Here is a 17,497-nt window from a genome sequence, read left to right as displayed (position 1 = left end):
GGGCCACGAATTAACCTTCAGAGCCTGTAGCTTGTGCAACAGTATGCATATCTTTATCGCCACGGCCTGACAAATTCACTAAGATCGTTTTATCTTTAGAAAGTGTAGGCGCTAATTTGCATGCATATGCAATGGCGTGTGAAGACTCCAAAGCAGGAATGATGCCCTCGATACGGCAGCAATCATGAAATGCTTTCAAAGCCTCTTCATCAGTTATCGCCACATAGTCGGCACGACCAGAATCTTTTAACCAAGCATGCTCTGGGCCAACACCGGGGTAATCCATCCCAGCAGAAACAGAGTGCGTTTCAGAGATTTGACCATTCTCATCTTGTAATAAATATGTGCGGTTACCATGCAATACACCCGGCTTACCAACGCAAAGGGCGGCAGAGTGTAGGCCGCTATTTAAGCCGTGGCCTGCAGCCTCAACACCAACTAATTTAACCTCTGGGAAATCAATGTATGGATAGAAGATACCCATGGCATTAGAGCCGCCGCCAACACAAGCCATGACATAGTCAGGCTGACGGCCAGTCATTTCAGGCATCTGTACTTTACATTCTTCGCCAATGACACTCTGAAAATCTCGGACCATCATCGGATATGGATGAGGACCTGCAACTGTACCAATAATATAAAAGGTATCTTCCACATTCGTCACCCAATCACGCATCGCTTCATTTAATGCATCTTTAAGGGTCTTCGTTCCGGATTCAACAGGAACAACTTTTGCCCCAAGTAATTTCATACGAAACACGTTTTGAGCCTGACGCGCTACGTCAACGGATCCCTGGTATACGGTGCAATCTAAACCAAAGCGGGCACAAATAGTTGCAGTTGCAACACCATGTTGCCCCGCTCCAGTCTCTGCAATAATGCGTGGCTTACCCATGCGTTTTGCCAGCATAGCTTGGCCAATCACGTTATTAATTTTGTGAGCGCCAGTGTGATTTAAATCTTCGCGCTTGAGATAGATCTGCGCACCGCCTAGCATCTGACTCCAACGCTTAGCGTGATATACCGGTGAGGGACGGCCTACAAAATGCTTGAGCTCATAATGGAACTCTTCGAGAAACTCAGGATCATATTGATACTTTGCATATGCCGCCTTGAGCTCATCCAAGGCGAACATGAGCGTCTCAGAAACAAATACGCCACCGTAAGGACCGAAGTGCCCTCTTGCATCTGGCTTATCGTACATAAATACCTCTTTTAATTAGTTACAGCAAATAATTAGAGTGATGTGCTTGCGTCTGCAGCACGCACCGCCTCAATAAACTGCTTCATCAAGGCGTGATCTTTTACACCTTTGCTGATTTCTACGCCGCTAGAGACGTCAACCGCGCAAGGATGCAGGCGAGCAATAGCTTCGCCCACGTTGTGAACGTTCAACCCACCACTCAAAACGACCCGAGGCGCGTTTGCGCTTATCCATGCTTGTGGAATTCCTGACCAATCAAAAGGAACGCCCCCTCCTCCATAGCCCTCGACTAGGGCATCGAGCAAAAAGGCGCTTGCATGGCTATATTGTAGGGAAAAATCATCGAACGCGAAGCTATTCCCAACACGAGCCGCCTTCATCCAAGGCTGGCCTGCAGCCAGACGCTGGCATTCCTCAGGGGACTCATCCCCATGAAACTGCCATAGGGTAATGGAACTTGCTGCCCTGATAGCCTCAAATTCAGCATCTGTAGCATTTACAACGAGACCGACAGCATCAACTCCGGCCGGGAGCCGGGAAATCAATGTGGCGGCAATATTGGGGGTAACAGCCCTTGGGCTTGGGGGATAGAAAACAAAGCCGACGGCATCAACCCCTGCGGCAACAGCAGCATCAACATCAGCAGGCGCCTTAAGACCGCAGATTTTGACCCTGGTTCGACTTGGAGAAAATGTAAGTAAGCCCATATACGAAATGATAAGGCCTATGGTAAATAAAGGTTAGCTTAGGAGAAAACATTGGTGGGGAGCCATGAATTAGCAAGCCAGGGCCTTGGAATCTGGAACTCATCAGGATAGGCAATTTGAGTCAAATAGAGTCCTGTAGGAGAAAACGTTGGCGCTGCAATACTTCGGTCCTTTGCAGCAAGAACTTCAGCCATCCATTCAGCCTTCTGCTTGCCAATGCCAATCTGAATAAAACTACCTACTAAATTACGCACCATATGATGTAGAAAAGCGTTCCCTTTGATTCTGAAATATAACCATGGCTCACTAGAAAAAATCTCAATCGAATAGATCGTCTTAATAGGGGTCTTACTTTGACACTCTGAAGAGCGGAATGAAGTGAAATCATGCTCACCAATTAAACATTTAGCAGCAAGTCTCATCGCATCAACATCAAACCAACGATCCGCTGGAAGCATGACATAACCAGCACGATTGGATGCCATAGGAGAGCGGCATGGGCCGGCATGCAATGCATAAATATAAGTACGTTCATAAGCAGAATACCGCGCGCTAAATTCTTCTGGAACGGCCTTTGCCCAATTGACTACAATAGACTCTGGCAAGAAAGTATTTAACCCCCTAACCCACGACCAGGTCTCACGCTCAACCCCAACATCAAAGTGCACAACTTGACCTAAAGCATGAACGGCTGTATCTGTTCTGCCGGCCGTAATGACACGAATGGGATTTAATTTAGCGGCATCAACCCCTATAAATGAAGTAATTGCTTTTTCCAACTCATCTTGAATAGTATTTTGATTTAGTTGCGATTGCCACCCTGAATAGGGGCTGCCATCATATTGAAGGCCTAAAGCGATACGCATAGCAAAATTTAGTTATTGCGTTGTGATAACTCAGTCAACAAGCCCTGAGCTTCTACCGTAATTACAGGATCTATAGATCCACCAATCTGCACAATCTCTTGAAGAGATTTTTTAGCAGCAGAAAAATCCTCAATCGTAATGTAAGCACGCGCAAGATTCAACTTAACGCGAAGAGCATCGGCCAGTGGGCTTATTTCTGCAGTTGAAGTGGGAGTTAAGATCGATTTATTAACAGGCTTTAACTCTAGGTCAATTCCAGCAAATAATGACTTAGCACGCTCTGGCATTCCACCAGAGGATGGTTGAAATTCTTTGGCAACATGATTATCTTTAGGAATGCTATTTGAAAAATACAAGGCTTCAGAGCGACGGGCATTTTTTGCCAATAACCACAGCAACAAACCAGTAAGCACTATCAAAACCAAAGCTAATAAAGCTGGGGCAAAACCACCCAAGCCAAAATACCCATCATTTTTTTCTGAGTCTAAAGACCTAGCTTTAGCCTGATTAAGCAAGCGCTGCAAATCAGCAATATTTTTTTCAAGTTCAGCAACGCGAATCCTCGACTGTTCAAGTGCTTTTTCTTGAGCTACCAAGTCTTCTGTGTAACGCCGCTCTTCAGAAATGCCTTCAGTGCTAGAGCCAATCTTGAGTCGATCCTTGGCTGGCTCGATTACACCGTTCTGAGAAACACTTGAGCCAACCGCGCCGCCCTTTAGTTCGCGCTCAGATAGCCACTGAGCATGTGACTCAGCTACAAACTGCTGAGCTTCTGCTGGGCTAATAGAGCGCAATAAAGCTTGATTGGGTTGATTCAGTTCGGCACCAGCCTGGAGACGATTAATGCTGCCACTAGCAAAAGCATCTGGATTGGCTTTAAATAAAGCCATCATGGTTTGATCTAGAGTTGCACCCTGAAATCGTGGTGCCAGCTGGGCTGCGATTTCAGATAAGGTTTGACCAGATCTAACGAACAATTTCTGGTCATCGCCAATCAACAAGGTATAGGTTTTGGTGATACTTCCTGCCGACCAATTCAAAATGATTAAAAGATCTAAAAATGGATCATCCGAGATGCTTACGGGCTCCACAGTCTCTACCAAAACCATTAATTGCTCTTGCTGATTTCGATAAATCATTGCCTGAGGGTTAAAGGTCAGAATCTTTTGAGATATTCCTATGCGATCGAAGGATGCCTTATTGGCAATAGCGACATTTAGAGTGGAAAGTGTGGATTGCTCATCCGCAGCAACCCGAATTGGAAACTCTACCCTGAGAGGCTCGCCGGGTTTAGAAAGCAGTTTTGGAGAGCCAAGAGAAATGGCTCCGGCAGTGAAGGACCAACTTAAACAAATTAAGCAAAGCGCTCTAGAAAACTGAACTTGGCTAAATCTAAACATTAGTGCTCTAGCAAAATACGGAGCATGCGACGCAATGGCTCAGCAGCACCCCATAAAAGTTGATCACCTACTGTAAAGGCACCAAGATATTCAGGGCCCATCGCCATTTTGTGAAGGCGACCGATAGGCACTGTCAATGTACCGCTAATGGCTGCTGGAGATAATTCACGTTCAGTAGTCTCACGATCATTTGGTATGACCTTAACCCATTGATTATCGTTAGCCAAGATTGCCTCAATCTCATTTAATGGAATATCTTTCTTTAGCTTTACAGTTAGGCCTTGTGAGTGGCAACGCATAGCACCAACACGAACACACAAGCCATCAATTGGAATGCTTCCTGAGGTTCTAAATGCAGGTCGCCCCAGGATCTTATTAAACTCAGCCCCGCCCTTCCACTCTTCTTTAGTTTGTCCATTCTCAACAGGGACATCAATCCAAGGTATCAAACTACCAGCTAAAGGAGTATTGCGGAAGTTTTTCTTAGGAAAATCCGATGAACGTAAAGTCTCGGTAATTTTGCGATCAATATCTAAGATCCATGAAGAAGGATCCGCTAACTCAATAGCTACGCTGTCACGCAATGCGCCCATTTGCAACAATAACTCACGCATATTTTGAGCGCCGGCACCAGAAGCAGCCTGATATGTCATAGCGCTGATCCACTCAACCAAATCGGCCTTCACTAAACCACCCATAGCCATCATCATTAGGCTAACTGTACAGTTGCTTCCTATCCAGTTTTTTCCACCAGCAGCCAATGCTTTATCAATAACCGGACGATTAACTGGATCTAAAACTAGAACCGCATCATCCTTCATGCGTAATGCACTAGCGGCATCAATCCAATGGCCTTCCCAACCAGCTGCACGCAGCTTAGGGAAAATCTCATTGGTGTAATCGCCGCCTTGGCAAGTCAAAATAATATCGCAGCGAGAAAGCGCTTTGATGTCATTGGCATCAAGTAAAGTATTTTCGCTCTTAGTTACCTTCTGACCATTTAAGAGCGGAACTTCTCCACCAGACTGGCTAGTACTAAAAAATACAGGCTCAATTAAGTCGAAATCTTTTTCAGCGAGCATTCTCTCCATAAGAACGCTGCCAACCATACCGCGCCAGCCAACTAAGCCAACTAAAGGTGTTTTTGTATTTGCCATGATGAATAATCTAATAAGTATATCTATGCAGAGTGATGCATTATTTTGCAAGGGCCGCTACAACAGCATCACCCATCTCAATGGTGGAAACTTTTTTAGTGCCTTCGGTATAGATGTCCGCGGTACGCAAACCTTGTGACAAGACATTTTGTACTGCTACCTCGATACGATCGGCTTCAGTTGGCATACCCAATGAGTAGCGCAACATCATCGCAGCAGAAAGAATGGTTGCCAATGGATTGGCAATACCCTTGCCTGCGATATCCGGAGCTGATCCATGACTTGGCTCATACAAACCTTTATTGTTTTTATCTAATGAAGCTGATGGCAACATACCAATTGAGCCTGTCAACATCGAGGCTTCATCAGACAGAATATCGCCAAATAAGTTACCGGTCACCACCACATCAAATGCTTTTGGAGCCTTCACTAATTGCATTGCGGCATTATCAACATACATGTGTGATAACTCAACATCAGGATAATCCTTGCCAACCCGAATCATTACCTCGCGCCATAGCTGTGAGGTCTCCAAAACATTAGCCTTATCTACGCTACATACTTTTTTGCTACGTTTACGAGCAGCCTCAAAAGCAACACGACCAATTCGCTCTACCTCTGGCTCGCTGTAGTGCATCATGTCATAGCCTTCACGCGCACCTTTGAATAAGGGGAGCTCAGAACTACGAATACCGCGTGGCTGACCAAAATAAATGTCGCCATTGAGCTCGCGAATAATCAAAATATCCAGCCCACTAACAATCTCGGGCTTGAGACTTGAGGCTGCCGTTAATTCTTCATAACAAATTGCAGGCCTGAAATTGGCGAACAATTCCAAATGCTTACGTAAACCTAAAATAGCTTGCTCAGGACGGAGTTCGCGAGCCAATGCGTCATATTTCCAGTCGCCTACAGCACCAAATAAGATGGCATCCGCCTTTTTAGCAAGCTCTAATGTTGCAGGCGGCAACGGATGTCCAGCGACATCATAAGCAGCGCCACCAACAGGGGCTGTCTCAAGGTCAAATTTAGGACCGAGCGCGTTTAATACCTTTACGGCTTCAGCAACGATTTCCGGGCCGATACCATCGCCCGGTAGGACTGCAATTTTCATGAAATGGCCTTTAACTGAGTAAAACTATGGCAGTTGTGTTGCAAGCCAAGGCATCTTGAGGATGCGCTCAGCTTCGTAAGCCTTGATTTTATCTGCATGTTGCAGAGTTAAGCCAATATCGTCCAAGCCGTTCAATAGGCAATGCTTTCTAAATGGCGCCACATCAAAGCTATATGCGGTTCCATCAGGGGTAATTACCTGTTGAGCTTCCAGATCAATAGTGAGCTGATAGGCGCTAAAAGCGAGGGTTTCGTTGAATAAATGGTCCACCTGAAGTTCTGTCAGAACAATCGGTAAAAGTCCATTTTTAAAGCAATTATTGTAGAAAATATCTGCGAAACTTGGGGCAATCACCGCTCTAAAGCCATATTGGTCCAAAGCCCAAGGTGCATGCTCACGGGAACTGCCGCATCCAAAATTTTTACGGGCAAGCAAAATCCCGGCATCTTTATAGCGCGGCTGATTTAAAACAAAATCTGGGTTAAGGGGGCGACTACTACAGTCTTGACCTGGCTCTCCATGGTCTAAATAACGCCACTCATCAAACAAATTTTGCCCAAAACCCGTTTTTTTAATGGATTTCAAAAACTGCTTTGGAATAATGGCATCGGTGTCCACATTCTCGCGGTTGAGCGGAGCTACTAAACCCTTATATACAGTAAATTTTTCCATAATGATCTTTAAAAATTTTTGCTGTGCGCTTATTTCACTGGCGTCACAACAACATCTTTCCCTTGAGTTTGGGACTGATTGGTAGTGTTGGGCGAATTAGAGGTGTTGGAGGTTTTACTAGTGCCCATAGAATTACCCATGGTTTGAAGGTCTTTACCAACACCCTCCATTGTATTTGCACATGCGGAAAGGATGATGCCGATACCAGCAACAATCAGCAGTTTTTTAATCAATGTGAGAGAGGATATTTTACGCATTATCATTCCTTAAGAAATCTTACGAATATCAACGAAATGGCCTTCAATTGCTGCAGCAGCTGCCATTGCTGGACTAACCAAGTGCGTTCTTCCGCCATTTCCTTGACGACCTTCAAAATTACGGTTTGAAGTTGAGGCGCAGCGCTCACCCGGCTCTAAACGATCGGCATTCATTGCTAAGCACATCGAACAACCTGGTTCACGCCACTCAAAGCCCGCGGCTTTAAACACACGGTCTAAACCTTCACGCTCAGCTTGAGCCTTTACTAAGCCGGAACCAGGAACTACGAGAGCTAATTTGACATTGGAGGCAACTTTTTTACCAAGGCGATCAACAACCTTGGCAGCGGCACGAATATCTTCAATACGGCTGTTGGTACAAGATCCAATAAATACCTTATCAATAGAGATATTACTCAATGGTGTATTAGGAACAAGGCCCATGTATTCAAGCGCTCGCTCCATTGCAGAACGTTTATTTGAGTCACGCTCCTTTTCAGGATCAGGAACACGATCGCTGATTGCCAAAACCATTTCTGGTGATGTGCCCCAGGTCACTTGAGGAGCAATTTCCTCCGCACGCAATTCAACTACAGCGTCAAACTGCGCATCTGCATCAGAATGTAAGCTGCGCCAATATTGCAAAGCATGACGCAAAGACTCACCCTTAGGGGCATAAGGCCTGCCTTGAATATAGTCAATGGTAGTTTCGTCAACGGCCACTAGCCCAGCACGAGCACCTGCCTCAATTGCCATATTGCAGAGTGTCATGCGACCCTCCATAGACAAGTTACGAATGGCCTCACCTGCAAACTCAATGGTGTAACCAGTTCCACCTGCAGTACCAATCTTGCCAATAATAGCGAGCACGATATCTTTTGCAGTAGAGCCTGGTTGTAGACGGCCATCCACCTTCACCAGCATATTCTTACTCTTTTTCATCAGCAGGGTTTGAGTTGCTAAGACATGCTCAACTTCTGATGTACCAATACCAAATGCGAGTGCACCAAAGGCACCGTGTGTGCTTGTATGTGAATCTCCGCAGACCACTGTCATGCCTGGCAAAGTTGCACCCTGCTCAGGCCCAATGACATGAACAATCCCTTGGCGGGCATCGTTCATTTTGTATTGGGTAATACCAAATGCATCACAGTTTTGATCCAGCGTATCGACTTGCAACTTAGAAATCGGGTCAACAATACCCTCAGAGCGATCGGTTGTTGGCACATTGTGATCTGAAACAGCCAAATTAGCAGAAATACGCCAAACTGGTCGACCAGCTAAATTCAAACCCTCAAAAGCCTGAGGACTTGTCACCTCATGCAATAACTGACGATCTATATAAATCGTGGCTGTGCCATCTTGCTCAGAATAAACAACATGGTCATCCCACAGTTTGTCATATAGCGTACGTGACATGAAATCCCTTAAAGGCTGTTATTTACGATCGGAGATGTTAGGAACTTTACGAAGAGTTTCCCCAACATACAGCTGGCGAGGACGGCCAATCTTGTACTCAGGATCAGTAATCATCTCCTCCCACTGTGCAATCCAACCAACAGTTCTTGCCAAGGCAAAAACACAGGTGAACATATCAGTAGGGATACCAAGAGCTCGTTGAACAATACCAGAGTAGAAATCTACATTAGGGTACAGCTTGCGGCTAACAAAGTACTCATCTTCTAAGGCAATCTTTTCAAGAGTCATGGCCAACTTGAATAATGGGTCATTCTCTAAGCCCAACTCTTTCAATACCTCATAACAAGTTTCACGCATGAGTTTTGCACGTGGATCAAAGTTTTTATAAACACGGTGACCAAAGCCCATCAAGCGTACGCTAGAGTTTTTGTCCTTTACTTGAGCAATGAATTCATGAATTTTATCTACACCACCTTGAGCTTGAATATCATTAAGCATTTGTAGGCAAGCTTCGTTTGCACCACCATGGGCTGGACCCCAAAGACAAGCAATACCGGCAGAGATAGCAGCAAATGGGTTTGTACCAGAAGATCCACACAGACGTACAGTTGAAGTGGAAGCATTTTGCTCGTGGTCTGCATGTAATATAAAGATACGATCTAAAGCGCGAACTAAAACTGGATTTACTTTGTACTCTTCACATGGTGTTGCAAACATCATTCGCATAAAGTTTGCAGTGTAAGAAAGTGAATTATCTGGATAAATAAATGGTTGGCCCACTGAATACTTGTAAGACATTGCTACCAAAGTAGGCATCTTTGCGATTAATCGAATCTGTGCAACTTCGCGCGCATACGGATCACTATAGTCAATCTCATCATGATAGAAAGCAGCCATTGCCCCAACAAGGCCTGTCAAAACTGACATTGGATGGGCATCACGACGGAAGCCGCGCAAGAAAAATTGCATCTGCTCATGCACCATAGTGTGATGAATGACCATTTGATCAAAATCATTCTTCTGCTTCTCATTTGGCAGTTCGCCATTAATCAACAGATAACAAACTTCCAAGAAGTCGCAATGATGAGCCAACTCCTCGATTGGATAGCCGCGATAAAGCAGTTCACCTTTATCGCCATCGATGTAAGTAATTTTGCTATTACAAGAGGCGGTGGAAAGAAAGCCTGAATCATAAGTGAACTTACCAGTTTGACCATACAGCTTACGAATATCAATTACCTCAGGCCCAATCGTGCCTTTATAAATTGACAGGTCGATATCTGGTGTGCCGTCCGAAAACGATAATTTTGCCTTGATGTCCGATTCAATCATTTCTAATCCTTAGTCATTCAAATTGATGATTAATACACTATTTGATCATGCGTCTGCGCTACTATTGCACCATAAATCCGATTTACTTCTGCCTCAGTCTTTGTAAAACCAACTTAAAAGAGGCCTCTTGCGATACTTTTTCTAAGGTCGCAACAGAATCCTTGCGACCGATCAATAAATCCATCAGATCATTGTCTTCCAGAGCTAGCAACTGGCTTAATACTTTTCCATCATCTGCATTCAGTTGGGCGCCATAACGCTCAAAAAAACGCTGCAAAATCAAATCATTCTCAAGCAAACCCCTACGAGCATCACTCTTGAGACGATATAACTCTGCATTACTAAGGGTCATACCGCCCTTCGAACCATTAATTCCTTGATCTTTCCAATTGCCTTAGTCGGATTCAAATGCTTCGGACATACATCCACACAATTCATAATGGTGTGGCAGCGGAATAAACGGTAGGGGTCTTCCAAGTTATCCAAACGCTGCGAGGTTTCTTCATCACGACTATCTGCAATAAAGCGATAAGCCTGAAGCAAACCAGCTGGTCCAACAAACTTATCTGGATTCCACCAGAAAGATGGGCATGAAGTAGAGCATGATGCACACAAGATGCACTCATATAAACCATTCAACTCTTCACGCTCTTCAGGACTCTGGAGACGCTCTTTTTCTGGGGGTGGATTTTCATTCACCAAATAAGGCTTGATTGACAGGTACTGCTTAAAGAATAAAGTCATGTCAACAATTAAGTCACGCACAACCGGTAATCCAGGCAATGGACGCAAAGTAATGACTTTAGGCAAGGTCAACATGTTGGTCAAACATGCCAAGCCATTTTTACCGTTAATGTTCATCGCATCAGAGCCACAGACCCCTTCACGACATGAACGACGGTAGGAAATGGATTCGTCCTGTTTCTTTAAGGAAATCAAGGCATCCAACAACATACGCTCACCCGTTAATTCAAGTTCATAGCGTTCCATGCGAGGTGCAGCATCAACATCTGGATCGTAGCGGTAAATTTCAAATATACGAATATCACTCATTTTTTTATTTCTCTTCGCTTAGAAAGTACGTTCTTTAGGAGGGAAGGACTCAACAGTTAAAGGCTTTAATACAACCGGCTTATATTCCAAGCGATTGCCTTCGCTGTACCACATCGTATGCTTCATCCAGTTTTCATCATCACGCTCCTGGTGATCATCATGCGAATGTGCTCCACGACTTTCTTTGCGGGCAGCAGCAGAAATCATGGTTGCATTAGCAGTCTCCACTAGGTTGGCTACTTCCAAGGCCTCAATACGCGCAGTGTTGAAAATCTCGGATTTATCTTTGAGCCACAAGTTTTTGGCACGCTCAGTTAACTTAGCCATTTGACGGACACCTTCATCCATCAACTCCTGATTGCGGAATACACCAGCATATTTCTGCATAGTTTTGCGAATATCATTAGCAACATCTTGAGCATACTCACCAGAGGTAGAGTTATCTAGAGCAGCAATACGCGCCAATGTTTGCTCGCCAGCATCTGCAGGTAATGGTTTGAATTCACGATTCTTGAGATCCATTGCAACAATGTGATTACCAGCTGCACGGCCAAACACCAATAAGTCGAGCAATGAGTTTGTACCTAAACGGTTAGCACCGTGAACAGATACGCAAGAGCACTCACCAATTGCATATAAGCCGTTAACGATTTCATTATGCTTGCCATTAGCTGGGACAACTACTTGACCGTTGATATTTGTGGGAATACCACCCATTTGATAGTGAATGGTTGGTACGACAGGAATTGGCTCTTTAGTAACATCGACGTTGGCAAAGTTAATGCCGATTTCATATACAGAAGGCAAACGCTTCATGATGGTCTCGGCACCAATGTGGGTTAAGTCAAGAACCACGTAGTCGCCATTTGGACCACATCCGCGCCCTTCTTTGATTTCTTGGTCCATACAACGAGAAACGAAATCACGTGGCGCTAAATCTTTATAGGTTGGAGCATAACGCTCCATAAAGCGCTCACCATCCTTGTTACGCAAGATGCCACCTTCACCACGACAACCCTCTGTCAACAACACGCCTGCACCAGCAACACCAGTTGGATGGAATTGCCAGAACTCCATATCTTCCAATGGAATGCCTGCACGCGCTGCCAATCCCATACCATCGCCGGTATTAATAAAGGCGTTTGTAGATGCATCCCAAATGCGGCCTGCACCACCAGTAGCCATCATGACGACCTTTGTTTCGAGGATATAAACCTGACCCGTCTCCATTTCAAGCGCTGTAACGCCAACAACATCACCCACGTCGTCACGAATCAGATCAAGCGCCAACCACTCAACAAAAAAGTTGGTTCTAGCGCGAACATTTCGCTGATACAAAGTGTGTAGCATCGCGTGGCCAGTTCTATCGGCAGCCGCACAAGCGCGCTGCACAGGCTTTTCACCATAGTTAGCGGTATGACCACCAAATGGACGCTGATAAATAGTGCCATCTGGATTGCGGTCAAAAGGCATACCGAAATGCTCTAACTCATAGACAACTTTAGGAGCTTCACGGCACATAAATTCGATCACGTCCTGATCACCCAGCCAATCAGAACCTTTAATCGTGTCATAAAAATGATAGTGCCAGTTATCTTCGCTCATATTACCTAGCGAAGCACCAATACCGCCCTGCGCAGCAACAGTGTGAGAGCGAGTCGGGAAAACTTTTGTTAATACCGCAACATTCAGGCCGGCTTCTGCTAATTGCAACGAAGCGCGCATACCTGAACCACCTGCACCAATAATTACCGCATCGAAACGACGGCGTGGCAATACTTTTTTAATCGCGGTCATTGAATTACACTTTCCACAAAATTTGTACGGCATAAGCCGCACAGGCTACGAGATACAAAACAGTTAACACTTGAAGTGTTAAACGAATGCTGACAGGCTTGATGTAATCCATCCAAATGTCACGGATACCAATCCAAGCGTGATAGAACAAGCTGATAAAAAATAGAAGCGTTAAGAGCTTCATTAATTGGTTGCTAAATAAGGCAGCCCAGCCCTCATAAGTAGCGCTACCAGTAATGGCGTAATCCACCAACAAAACAATCGTAAAAATGACCATTACGATGGCAGTGGCTCGCTGAATAATCCACTCTTTAAGGCCGTAATGAGCGCCAACCACTAAACGTTTCGGTCCGATTTGATAAATAGGCATTAGATTTCCTTAATAATTTAGCGCTTAGTACAGGCCAAACAGTTTTAAACCAACGACTGCAGTCAAAGCAAGGCCCAAGAAAAATACAACGATCGCAGAACGGTTAGCATCGGCCTTTTCAACGCCAATCTCTAGGTCCAGCAAGAGGTAGCGGATGCCGGCGCAGAAATGGTGTAAAAAAGACCAAATCAAGCCTAAAAGAATGATTTTCACCAACACATGGCCTGTAAGAGCCTGGAACTTTTGATAGCTCAATTCAGAGGCCAAACTCTGGTCGAAAAGATAAAGCAGGAAAGGCAACATTAAAAATAATGCTGCTCCACTAATGCGATGAAGAATTGATACTTTTCCAGCCCAAGGAAGGCGATATTTGATTAACTGGGCAAGACCAATGTTTCTGTAAATAGGTCTATCTTTTTTTACATTTTGCTCTGTATCAACCATGGGTAATCTCAATCTTTCGGTGGAGGTTCAGTGTGGTTTTGTTGTGTTGCAACATATTCTATTAGAAACCTTGGGTATGGTGGGGACTTTTTAGCGTTTAAAGGGGTTAAATAGTGGTTTTTACTGATTTTCGAGTGTACTACCTAGTTCAATTTATTGTCGTAGTGCTGATCAGAAGTGTCATATCTTGCCCGTCGAATTTCAACTGGTTTATTCCCGTAGGTGAAAGCCACACGCTCAACTGAAAGCAAGGCGGCACCTTCGGAAACTTGTAAATGCTTGGCAAGTTCAGAATTAGCCAAAACAGCCTTAATTTTTTCCTCAGCCCTGACCATGTGAGTAGCATATTCACACTCATAAAAAGCATACATAGGACCAGGCCAGGCATTGAGTGCCTCTAGGGTAAGTCCTTTGAAGCGCCCTTCTGGCAGCCAAATCTCCTCAAAGACGATTGGGCGACCATCCGAGCTTTGCACTCGATCAATGCGAATAACACAATCGCCTACCTTTAATTTAAGCAGTCGCGCAATAAGAACATCGGACTTCAGGTTTTCACAGGCTAAAAAATGGCTTTTTAGGTGTAATTTATGCCCAGAATCTGGTTCTAGACGCAAAAAACGGTATTGGAAGTCTTCTTCTTGATGTGTCGCAACAAATGTACCCTTGCCTTGACGCCTGACAAGTAAATTTTGAGCCGCTAACTCATCAATCGCCTTACGCACAGTTCCTTGACTCACGGCATAGCGTGCTGCGAGCTCCATCTCACTAGGAATAGCATCGCCAGGCAACCATTCTGAGGCCTGCAAGCTCGCCAAAATCATGGCTTTAATTTGCTCATAAAGTGGACTAAATGAGGCAATCGATTCAGGTATTTGTGACAAATTAACTCCAGAACAGCTTCCATTGGATAAAATTTAAGCTTATCTCATATCTTATATAAGACATGATTGACAGTGTAAATGGAAAGTCCATACACTTGAATGGATAATAGAAAAGATTTCATTAATTAACCTCAACTGGAGTTATTAGTAATGGCAAAAGCCCCAATGCGTGTCGCAGTCACCGGTGCAGCCGGTCAAATCGGATATTCCCTACTTTTTCGCATCGCCAATGGCGATTTGTTAGGCAAGGATCAGCCAGTAATTCTCCAGTTACTCGAAATTCCAGACGAAAAAGCACAAAAGGCACTTGCCGGCGTCATGATGGAGTTAGAGGATTGCGCCTTCCCTTTATTGGCTGGCATGACTGCCCACTCCGATCCAATGACAGCATTTAAGGATATTGATATTGCTTTGTTGGTTGGCGCACGTCCCCGTGGCCCTGGTATGGAGCGCAAAGATTTACTCTCAGCAAATGCGCAAATTTTTACTGCTCAAGGTAAGGCTTTAAATGCTGTAGCTAAGAAAACTGTGAAGGTATTGGTCGTTGGTAACCCAGCCAACACGAACGCCTACATCGCCATGAAATCTGCTCCAGATATTCCTGCAAAAAACTTCACTGCAATGTTGCGCCTTGATCACAACCGCGCTCTTTCACAATTAGCGATCAAGTTAAATAAGCCTGTTGCTGATATTGAAAAGTTGGTTGTTTGGGGTAACCATAGCCCAACAATGTATCCAGACTATCGTTTTGCGACAGTTGATGGAAAGTCAGTCAAAGACAGCATCAATGATGCAGCATGGAATAAAGATACATTTATCCCCACAGTTGGTAAACGTGGCGCAGCCATTATCGAAGCGCGTGGACTTTCTTCTGCTGCATCTGCTGCTAATGCTGCGATTGACCATATTCGTGACTGGGTTCTTGGCACAAACGGTAAGTGGGTCACGATGGGCATTCCATCTAAAGGCGAATACGGCATTCCAGCTGAAGTTATTTATGGCTATCCAGTAGTGTGCGAAAACGGCGAATACAAGATGGTTGAAGGTTTGGAAATTGATGAGTTCTCACGTGAACGCATGAACCATACCTTGAATGAATTACTTGAAGAGCAGGCTGGCGTTAAACATCTCCTCTCATAAGGATTAATTCACATGAAGAAAAACCTTCTCATCGCTAGCTTGGCAATATCAGGTCTTCTGGGCTCTGCAACAGCTTTTGCTAGCGAGGAAGTATCAACATGGACTTGCAATGAAAGCAAACAGTTTAAAACTTCAGGAACAATGGAAAAGGTTCGTCTTACTTGGGAATCTAAAACCTTTGATTTGAAGCGTGAAAATTCTTTGCCAGGTAGCTTGCGTTATAAAAACACCACTACTGGACACGATCTTGTAGTGCTGGGAAATAAAGCAATGTTATTCAACATTAAGTCTGGAACTCGCCTCGCTGATTTTTGTCAAACAGCGGAAATGAAAACAGGCAAACTTCCTCACTTATTTGCTGATGCTGAACCATTTACGCAGAATTAATTGCAACTGCTTCAAACAAAAAAGCCGAGAGATTCTCGGCTTTTTTACATCTTGAACCTTGAACGAGACTTCATTTTGCTAATGAAACAAGGGTTGCTGTGTAGGTGCATCATCAGGGAGCTCTGCATGAACCACGTCTCCAGATCGATCTGGAAAGAGCGGCGCTCCGCAGTCATCACAAAGCTCTGGATCAAACAACATTGCATGGCGGAAGACATCATCGATACCGGCATCATGAAGTGCATCTGCAATCCGCTTCATCGGACTTTCATCATCCGATAAATCATTCAAGGCATCATTTGCTACACTCTCTCGATCGTACAGAGGCCAGATTACACCGTATACAACATCGGACGAACCTTTCAGGCTAAAAGAGATTCGATATTCATCGGCTTGATCCTCACCAAAAGCCCCCACAACACAGGACAATCCCGCAGGCAGAACACCCAAAGTGCTCTCGAGAAAATTGACTCCCGATCGAATGCTTAATGGGCGTACTTGTTTATCGGCCAACCTACAGTTTGTAAAATATGCCTCGGGCAATAAGAGTTCGAACTCACAACCTGGCAAGAGAGCGGCAATAGGCTCTTGCATGGTGTTTTGCCACCCAATTAAGCTAACGCCACGCTCTAGCCGTGTTGGTGTCTCAGCCTGCCATCGGAAAAGCGGCGACCCAGAAGGCGCTGCAACGGCAGCAATAATAAAACGCGGATCAGCTAATACCGCAATGGTCTCCGACATCTCACGCAGCTCTAATTTAATTTCGCTAGCTGTGATTGCAGCAGTCGCAAGCGCCTCAGTCAGTAAGCGGGTTTGACAATGCGAGTGTGGCATTTGATCAATACTATAAAGCCAGGGCACAATCGCTAAGCGGGTCTCCGCGGAAGAAATGGAAGCATGTAATGCAGCGGCAGTAGATTCAATCATATTGACGGGAAGAGCGCCTGAAGGAATTTGATAGCGAGTATGCGCAACTATTGGCAAAGCTAGTAACAGTACATCCCAACTCTGACCATCATGTTCCATAACTAAGGATTCAGCGAGCGTCTCAGCACAGTCGGCAAGCACCTCAAAAGCAAGGGTATTAATGCGAAAAGTTTGATCCAGAGCAGCATCAATCACATTTTGATTTTGACTTTTAAGAAGGCGCATTAAGCGAACATTTAAGCGTTCCTCCCAAAATTGGTCTTCCATGTGGCTACCAGAAGCTGCCAAGGAGATTGCATCTGCGACTAGGCGCTCAACATCTGGGGAGGCGCGTTGCGAGGATTTTGTGCGATGAACAGCCATGGTGCAC

Annotated in this window: 19 protein-coding genes; 2 read left to right on the top strand and 17 right to left on the bottom strand. The window is 44.9% G+C overall.

Translation table 11 applies throughout. From position 1 onward, the window contains the following. Window positions 1-10 precede the first annotated feature (10 nt). From trpB to ICN43_RS06765, 16 genes are all read right to left on the bottom strand, one after another. Window positions 11-1,204, bottom strand: a complete 1,194-nt coding sequence (gene trpB / locus ICN43_RS06840) for a tryptophan synthase subunit beta (RefSeq protein ID WP_216198065.1) — start codon at window positions 1,202-1,204, stop codon at window positions 11-13. 32 nt (window positions 1,205-1,236) lie between these two features. Further along, window positions 1,237-1,911, bottom strand: a complete 675-nt coding sequence (locus ICN43_RS06835; protein WP_216198063.1) for a phosphoribosylanthranilate isomerase — start codon at window positions 1,909-1,911, stop codon at window positions 1,237-1,239. A gap of 38 nt (window positions 1,912-1,949) precedes the next feature. Next, the gene (gene truA, locus ICN43_RS06830) at window positions 1,950-2,777 is read right to left on the bottom strand and encodes a tRNA pseudouridine(38-40) synthase TruA (RefSeq protein WP_216198061.1); all 828 of its coding nucleotides are present in this window, start codon (window positions 2,775-2,777) and stop codon (window positions 1,950-1,952) included. Between the two features lie 8 nt (window positions 2,778-2,785). Beyond that, window positions 2,786-4,177, bottom strand: coding sequence for a FimV/HubP family polar landmark protein (locus ICN43_RS06825; RefSeq protein ID WP_216198059.1), 1,392 nt, complete (start codon window positions 4,175-4,177; stop codon window positions 2,786-2,788). After that, window positions 4,177-5,334 (bottom strand): aspartate-semialdehyde dehydrogenase, encoded by a 1,158-nt coding sequence (gene asd / locus ICN43_RS06820; protein WP_216198058.1) that lies wholly within the window; start codon window positions 5,332-5,334, stop codon window positions 4,177-4,179. Before asd ends, ICN43_RS06825 begins: the two co-directional genes overlap by 1 nt. Before the next feature lie 40 nt (window positions 5,335-5,374). Next, window positions 5,375-6,448 (bottom strand): 3-isopropylmalate dehydrogenase, encoded by a 1,074-nt coding sequence (leuB, locus tag ICN43_RS06815; RefSeq protein WP_216198057.1) that lies wholly within the window; start codon window positions 6,446-6,448, stop codon window positions 5,375-5,377. Between the two features lie 24 nt (window positions 6,449-6,472). After that, window positions 6,473-7,120, bottom strand: a complete 648-nt coding sequence (gene leuD / locus ICN43_RS06810; RefSeq protein ID WP_216198055.1) for a 3-isopropylmalate dehydratase small subunit — start codon at window positions 7,118-7,120, stop codon at window positions 6,473-6,475. Window positions 7,121-7,149: 29 nt separating this feature from the next. Next, window positions 7,150-7,377, bottom strand: a complete 228-nt coding sequence (locus tag ICN43_RS06805; RefSeq protein ID WP_216198053.1) for a hypothetical protein — start codon at window positions 7,375-7,377, stop codon at window positions 7,150-7,152. Between the two features lie 9 nt (window positions 7,378-7,386). Next, window positions 7,387-8,796: a 3-isopropylmalate dehydratase large subunit gene (gene leuC / locus ICN43_RS06800; RefSeq protein ID WP_216198052.1), complete on the bottom strand. Its 1,410-nt coding sequence runs from the start codon at window positions 8,794-8,796 to the stop codon at window positions 7,387-7,389. An 18-nt stretch (window positions 8,797-8,814) separates the two neighbouring features. After that, the gene (gene gltA / locus ICN43_RS06795; RefSeq protein WP_216198050.1) at window positions 8,815-10,128 is read right to left on the bottom strand and encodes a citrate synthase; all 1,314 of its coding nucleotides are present in this window, start codon (window positions 10,126-10,128) and stop codon (window positions 8,815-8,817) included. Between the two features lie 82 nt (window positions 10,129-10,210). Then, window positions 10,211-10,480 (bottom strand): succinate dehydrogenase assembly factor 2, encoded by a 270-nt coding sequence (locus tag ICN43_RS06790; RefSeq protein WP_216198047.1) that lies wholly within the window; start codon window positions 10,478-10,480, stop codon window positions 10,211-10,213. Next, window positions 10,477-11,181, bottom strand: a complete 705-nt coding sequence (locus tag ICN43_RS06785) for a succinate dehydrogenase iron-sulfur subunit (RefSeq protein ID WP_216198045.1) — start codon at window positions 11,179-11,181, stop codon at window positions 10,477-10,479. The genes ICN43_RS06790 and ICN43_RS06785 overlap by 4 nt, the downstream gene beginning before the upstream one ends. A gap of 18 nt (window positions 11,182-11,199) precedes the next feature. Next, window positions 11,200-12,978: a succinate dehydrogenase flavoprotein subunit gene (gene sdhA, locus ICN43_RS06780; protein WP_216198044.1), complete on the bottom strand. Its 1,779-nt coding sequence runs from the start codon at window positions 12,976-12,978 to the stop codon at window positions 11,200-11,202. Between the two features lie 4 nt (window positions 12,979-12,982). Continuing rightward, on the bottom strand, window positions 12,983-13,348 hold the full coding sequence (sdhD, locus tag ICN43_RS06775) for a succinate dehydrogenase, hydrophobic membrane anchor protein (protein WP_216198042.1): 366 nt from the start codon (window positions 13,346-13,348) through the stop codon (window positions 12,983-12,985). Between the two features lie 24 nt (window positions 13,349-13,372). Next, the gene (gene sdhC / locus ICN43_RS06770) at window positions 13,373-13,792 is read right to left on the bottom strand and encodes a succinate dehydrogenase, cytochrome b556 subunit (RefSeq protein WP_216198040.1); all 420 of its coding nucleotides are present in this window, start codon (window positions 13,790-13,792) and stop codon (window positions 13,373-13,375) included. Window positions 13,793-13,935: 143 nt separating this feature from the next. Beyond that, window positions 13,936-14,673: a GntR family transcriptional regulator gene (locus ICN43_RS06765; protein ID WP_216198038.1), complete on the bottom strand. Its 738-nt coding sequence runs from the start codon at window positions 14,671-14,673 to the stop codon at window positions 13,936-13,938. A gap of 150 nt (window positions 14,674-14,823) precedes the next feature. Between ICN43_RS06765 and ICN43_RS06760 the strand changes: the two genes are divergently transcribed. Both ICN43_RS06760 and ICN43_RS06755 read left to right on the top strand, forming a co-directional pair. Continuing rightward, window positions 14,824-15,813 (top strand): malate dehydrogenase, encoded by a 990-nt coding sequence (locus ICN43_RS06760; RefSeq protein ID WP_216198036.1) that lies wholly within the window; start codon window positions 14,824-14,826, stop codon window positions 15,811-15,813. Window positions 15,814-15,825: 12 nt separating this feature from the next. Further along, window positions 15,826-16,200, top strand: a complete 375-nt coding sequence (locus ICN43_RS06755; protein ID WP_216198035.1) for a hypothetical protein — start codon at window positions 15,826-15,828, stop codon at window positions 16,198-16,200. A 78-nt stretch (window positions 16,201-16,278) separates the two neighbouring features. Here the strand turns inward: ICN43_RS06755 and ICN43_RS06750 are convergent, their stop codons facing one another. After that, window positions 16,279-17,490 (bottom strand): DUF2863 family protein, encoded by a 1,212-nt coding sequence (locus ICN43_RS06750; protein ID WP_216198033.1) that lies wholly within the window; start codon window positions 17,488-17,490, stop codon window positions 16,279-16,281. Between the last annotated feature and the right edge of the window lie 7 nt (window positions 17,491-17,497).

Origin of the sequence: Polynucleobacter sp. UK-Mo-2m-Kol15 (genome assembly GCF_018881505.1) — a bacterium.
Taxonomy (GTDB): Bacteria; Pseudomonadota; Gammaproteobacteria; order Burkholderiales; family Burkholderiaceae; genus Polynucleobacter.
Note: the sequence above shows the minus strand (reverse complement) of the source record. Positions and strands in the feature narration are given on the sequence as shown.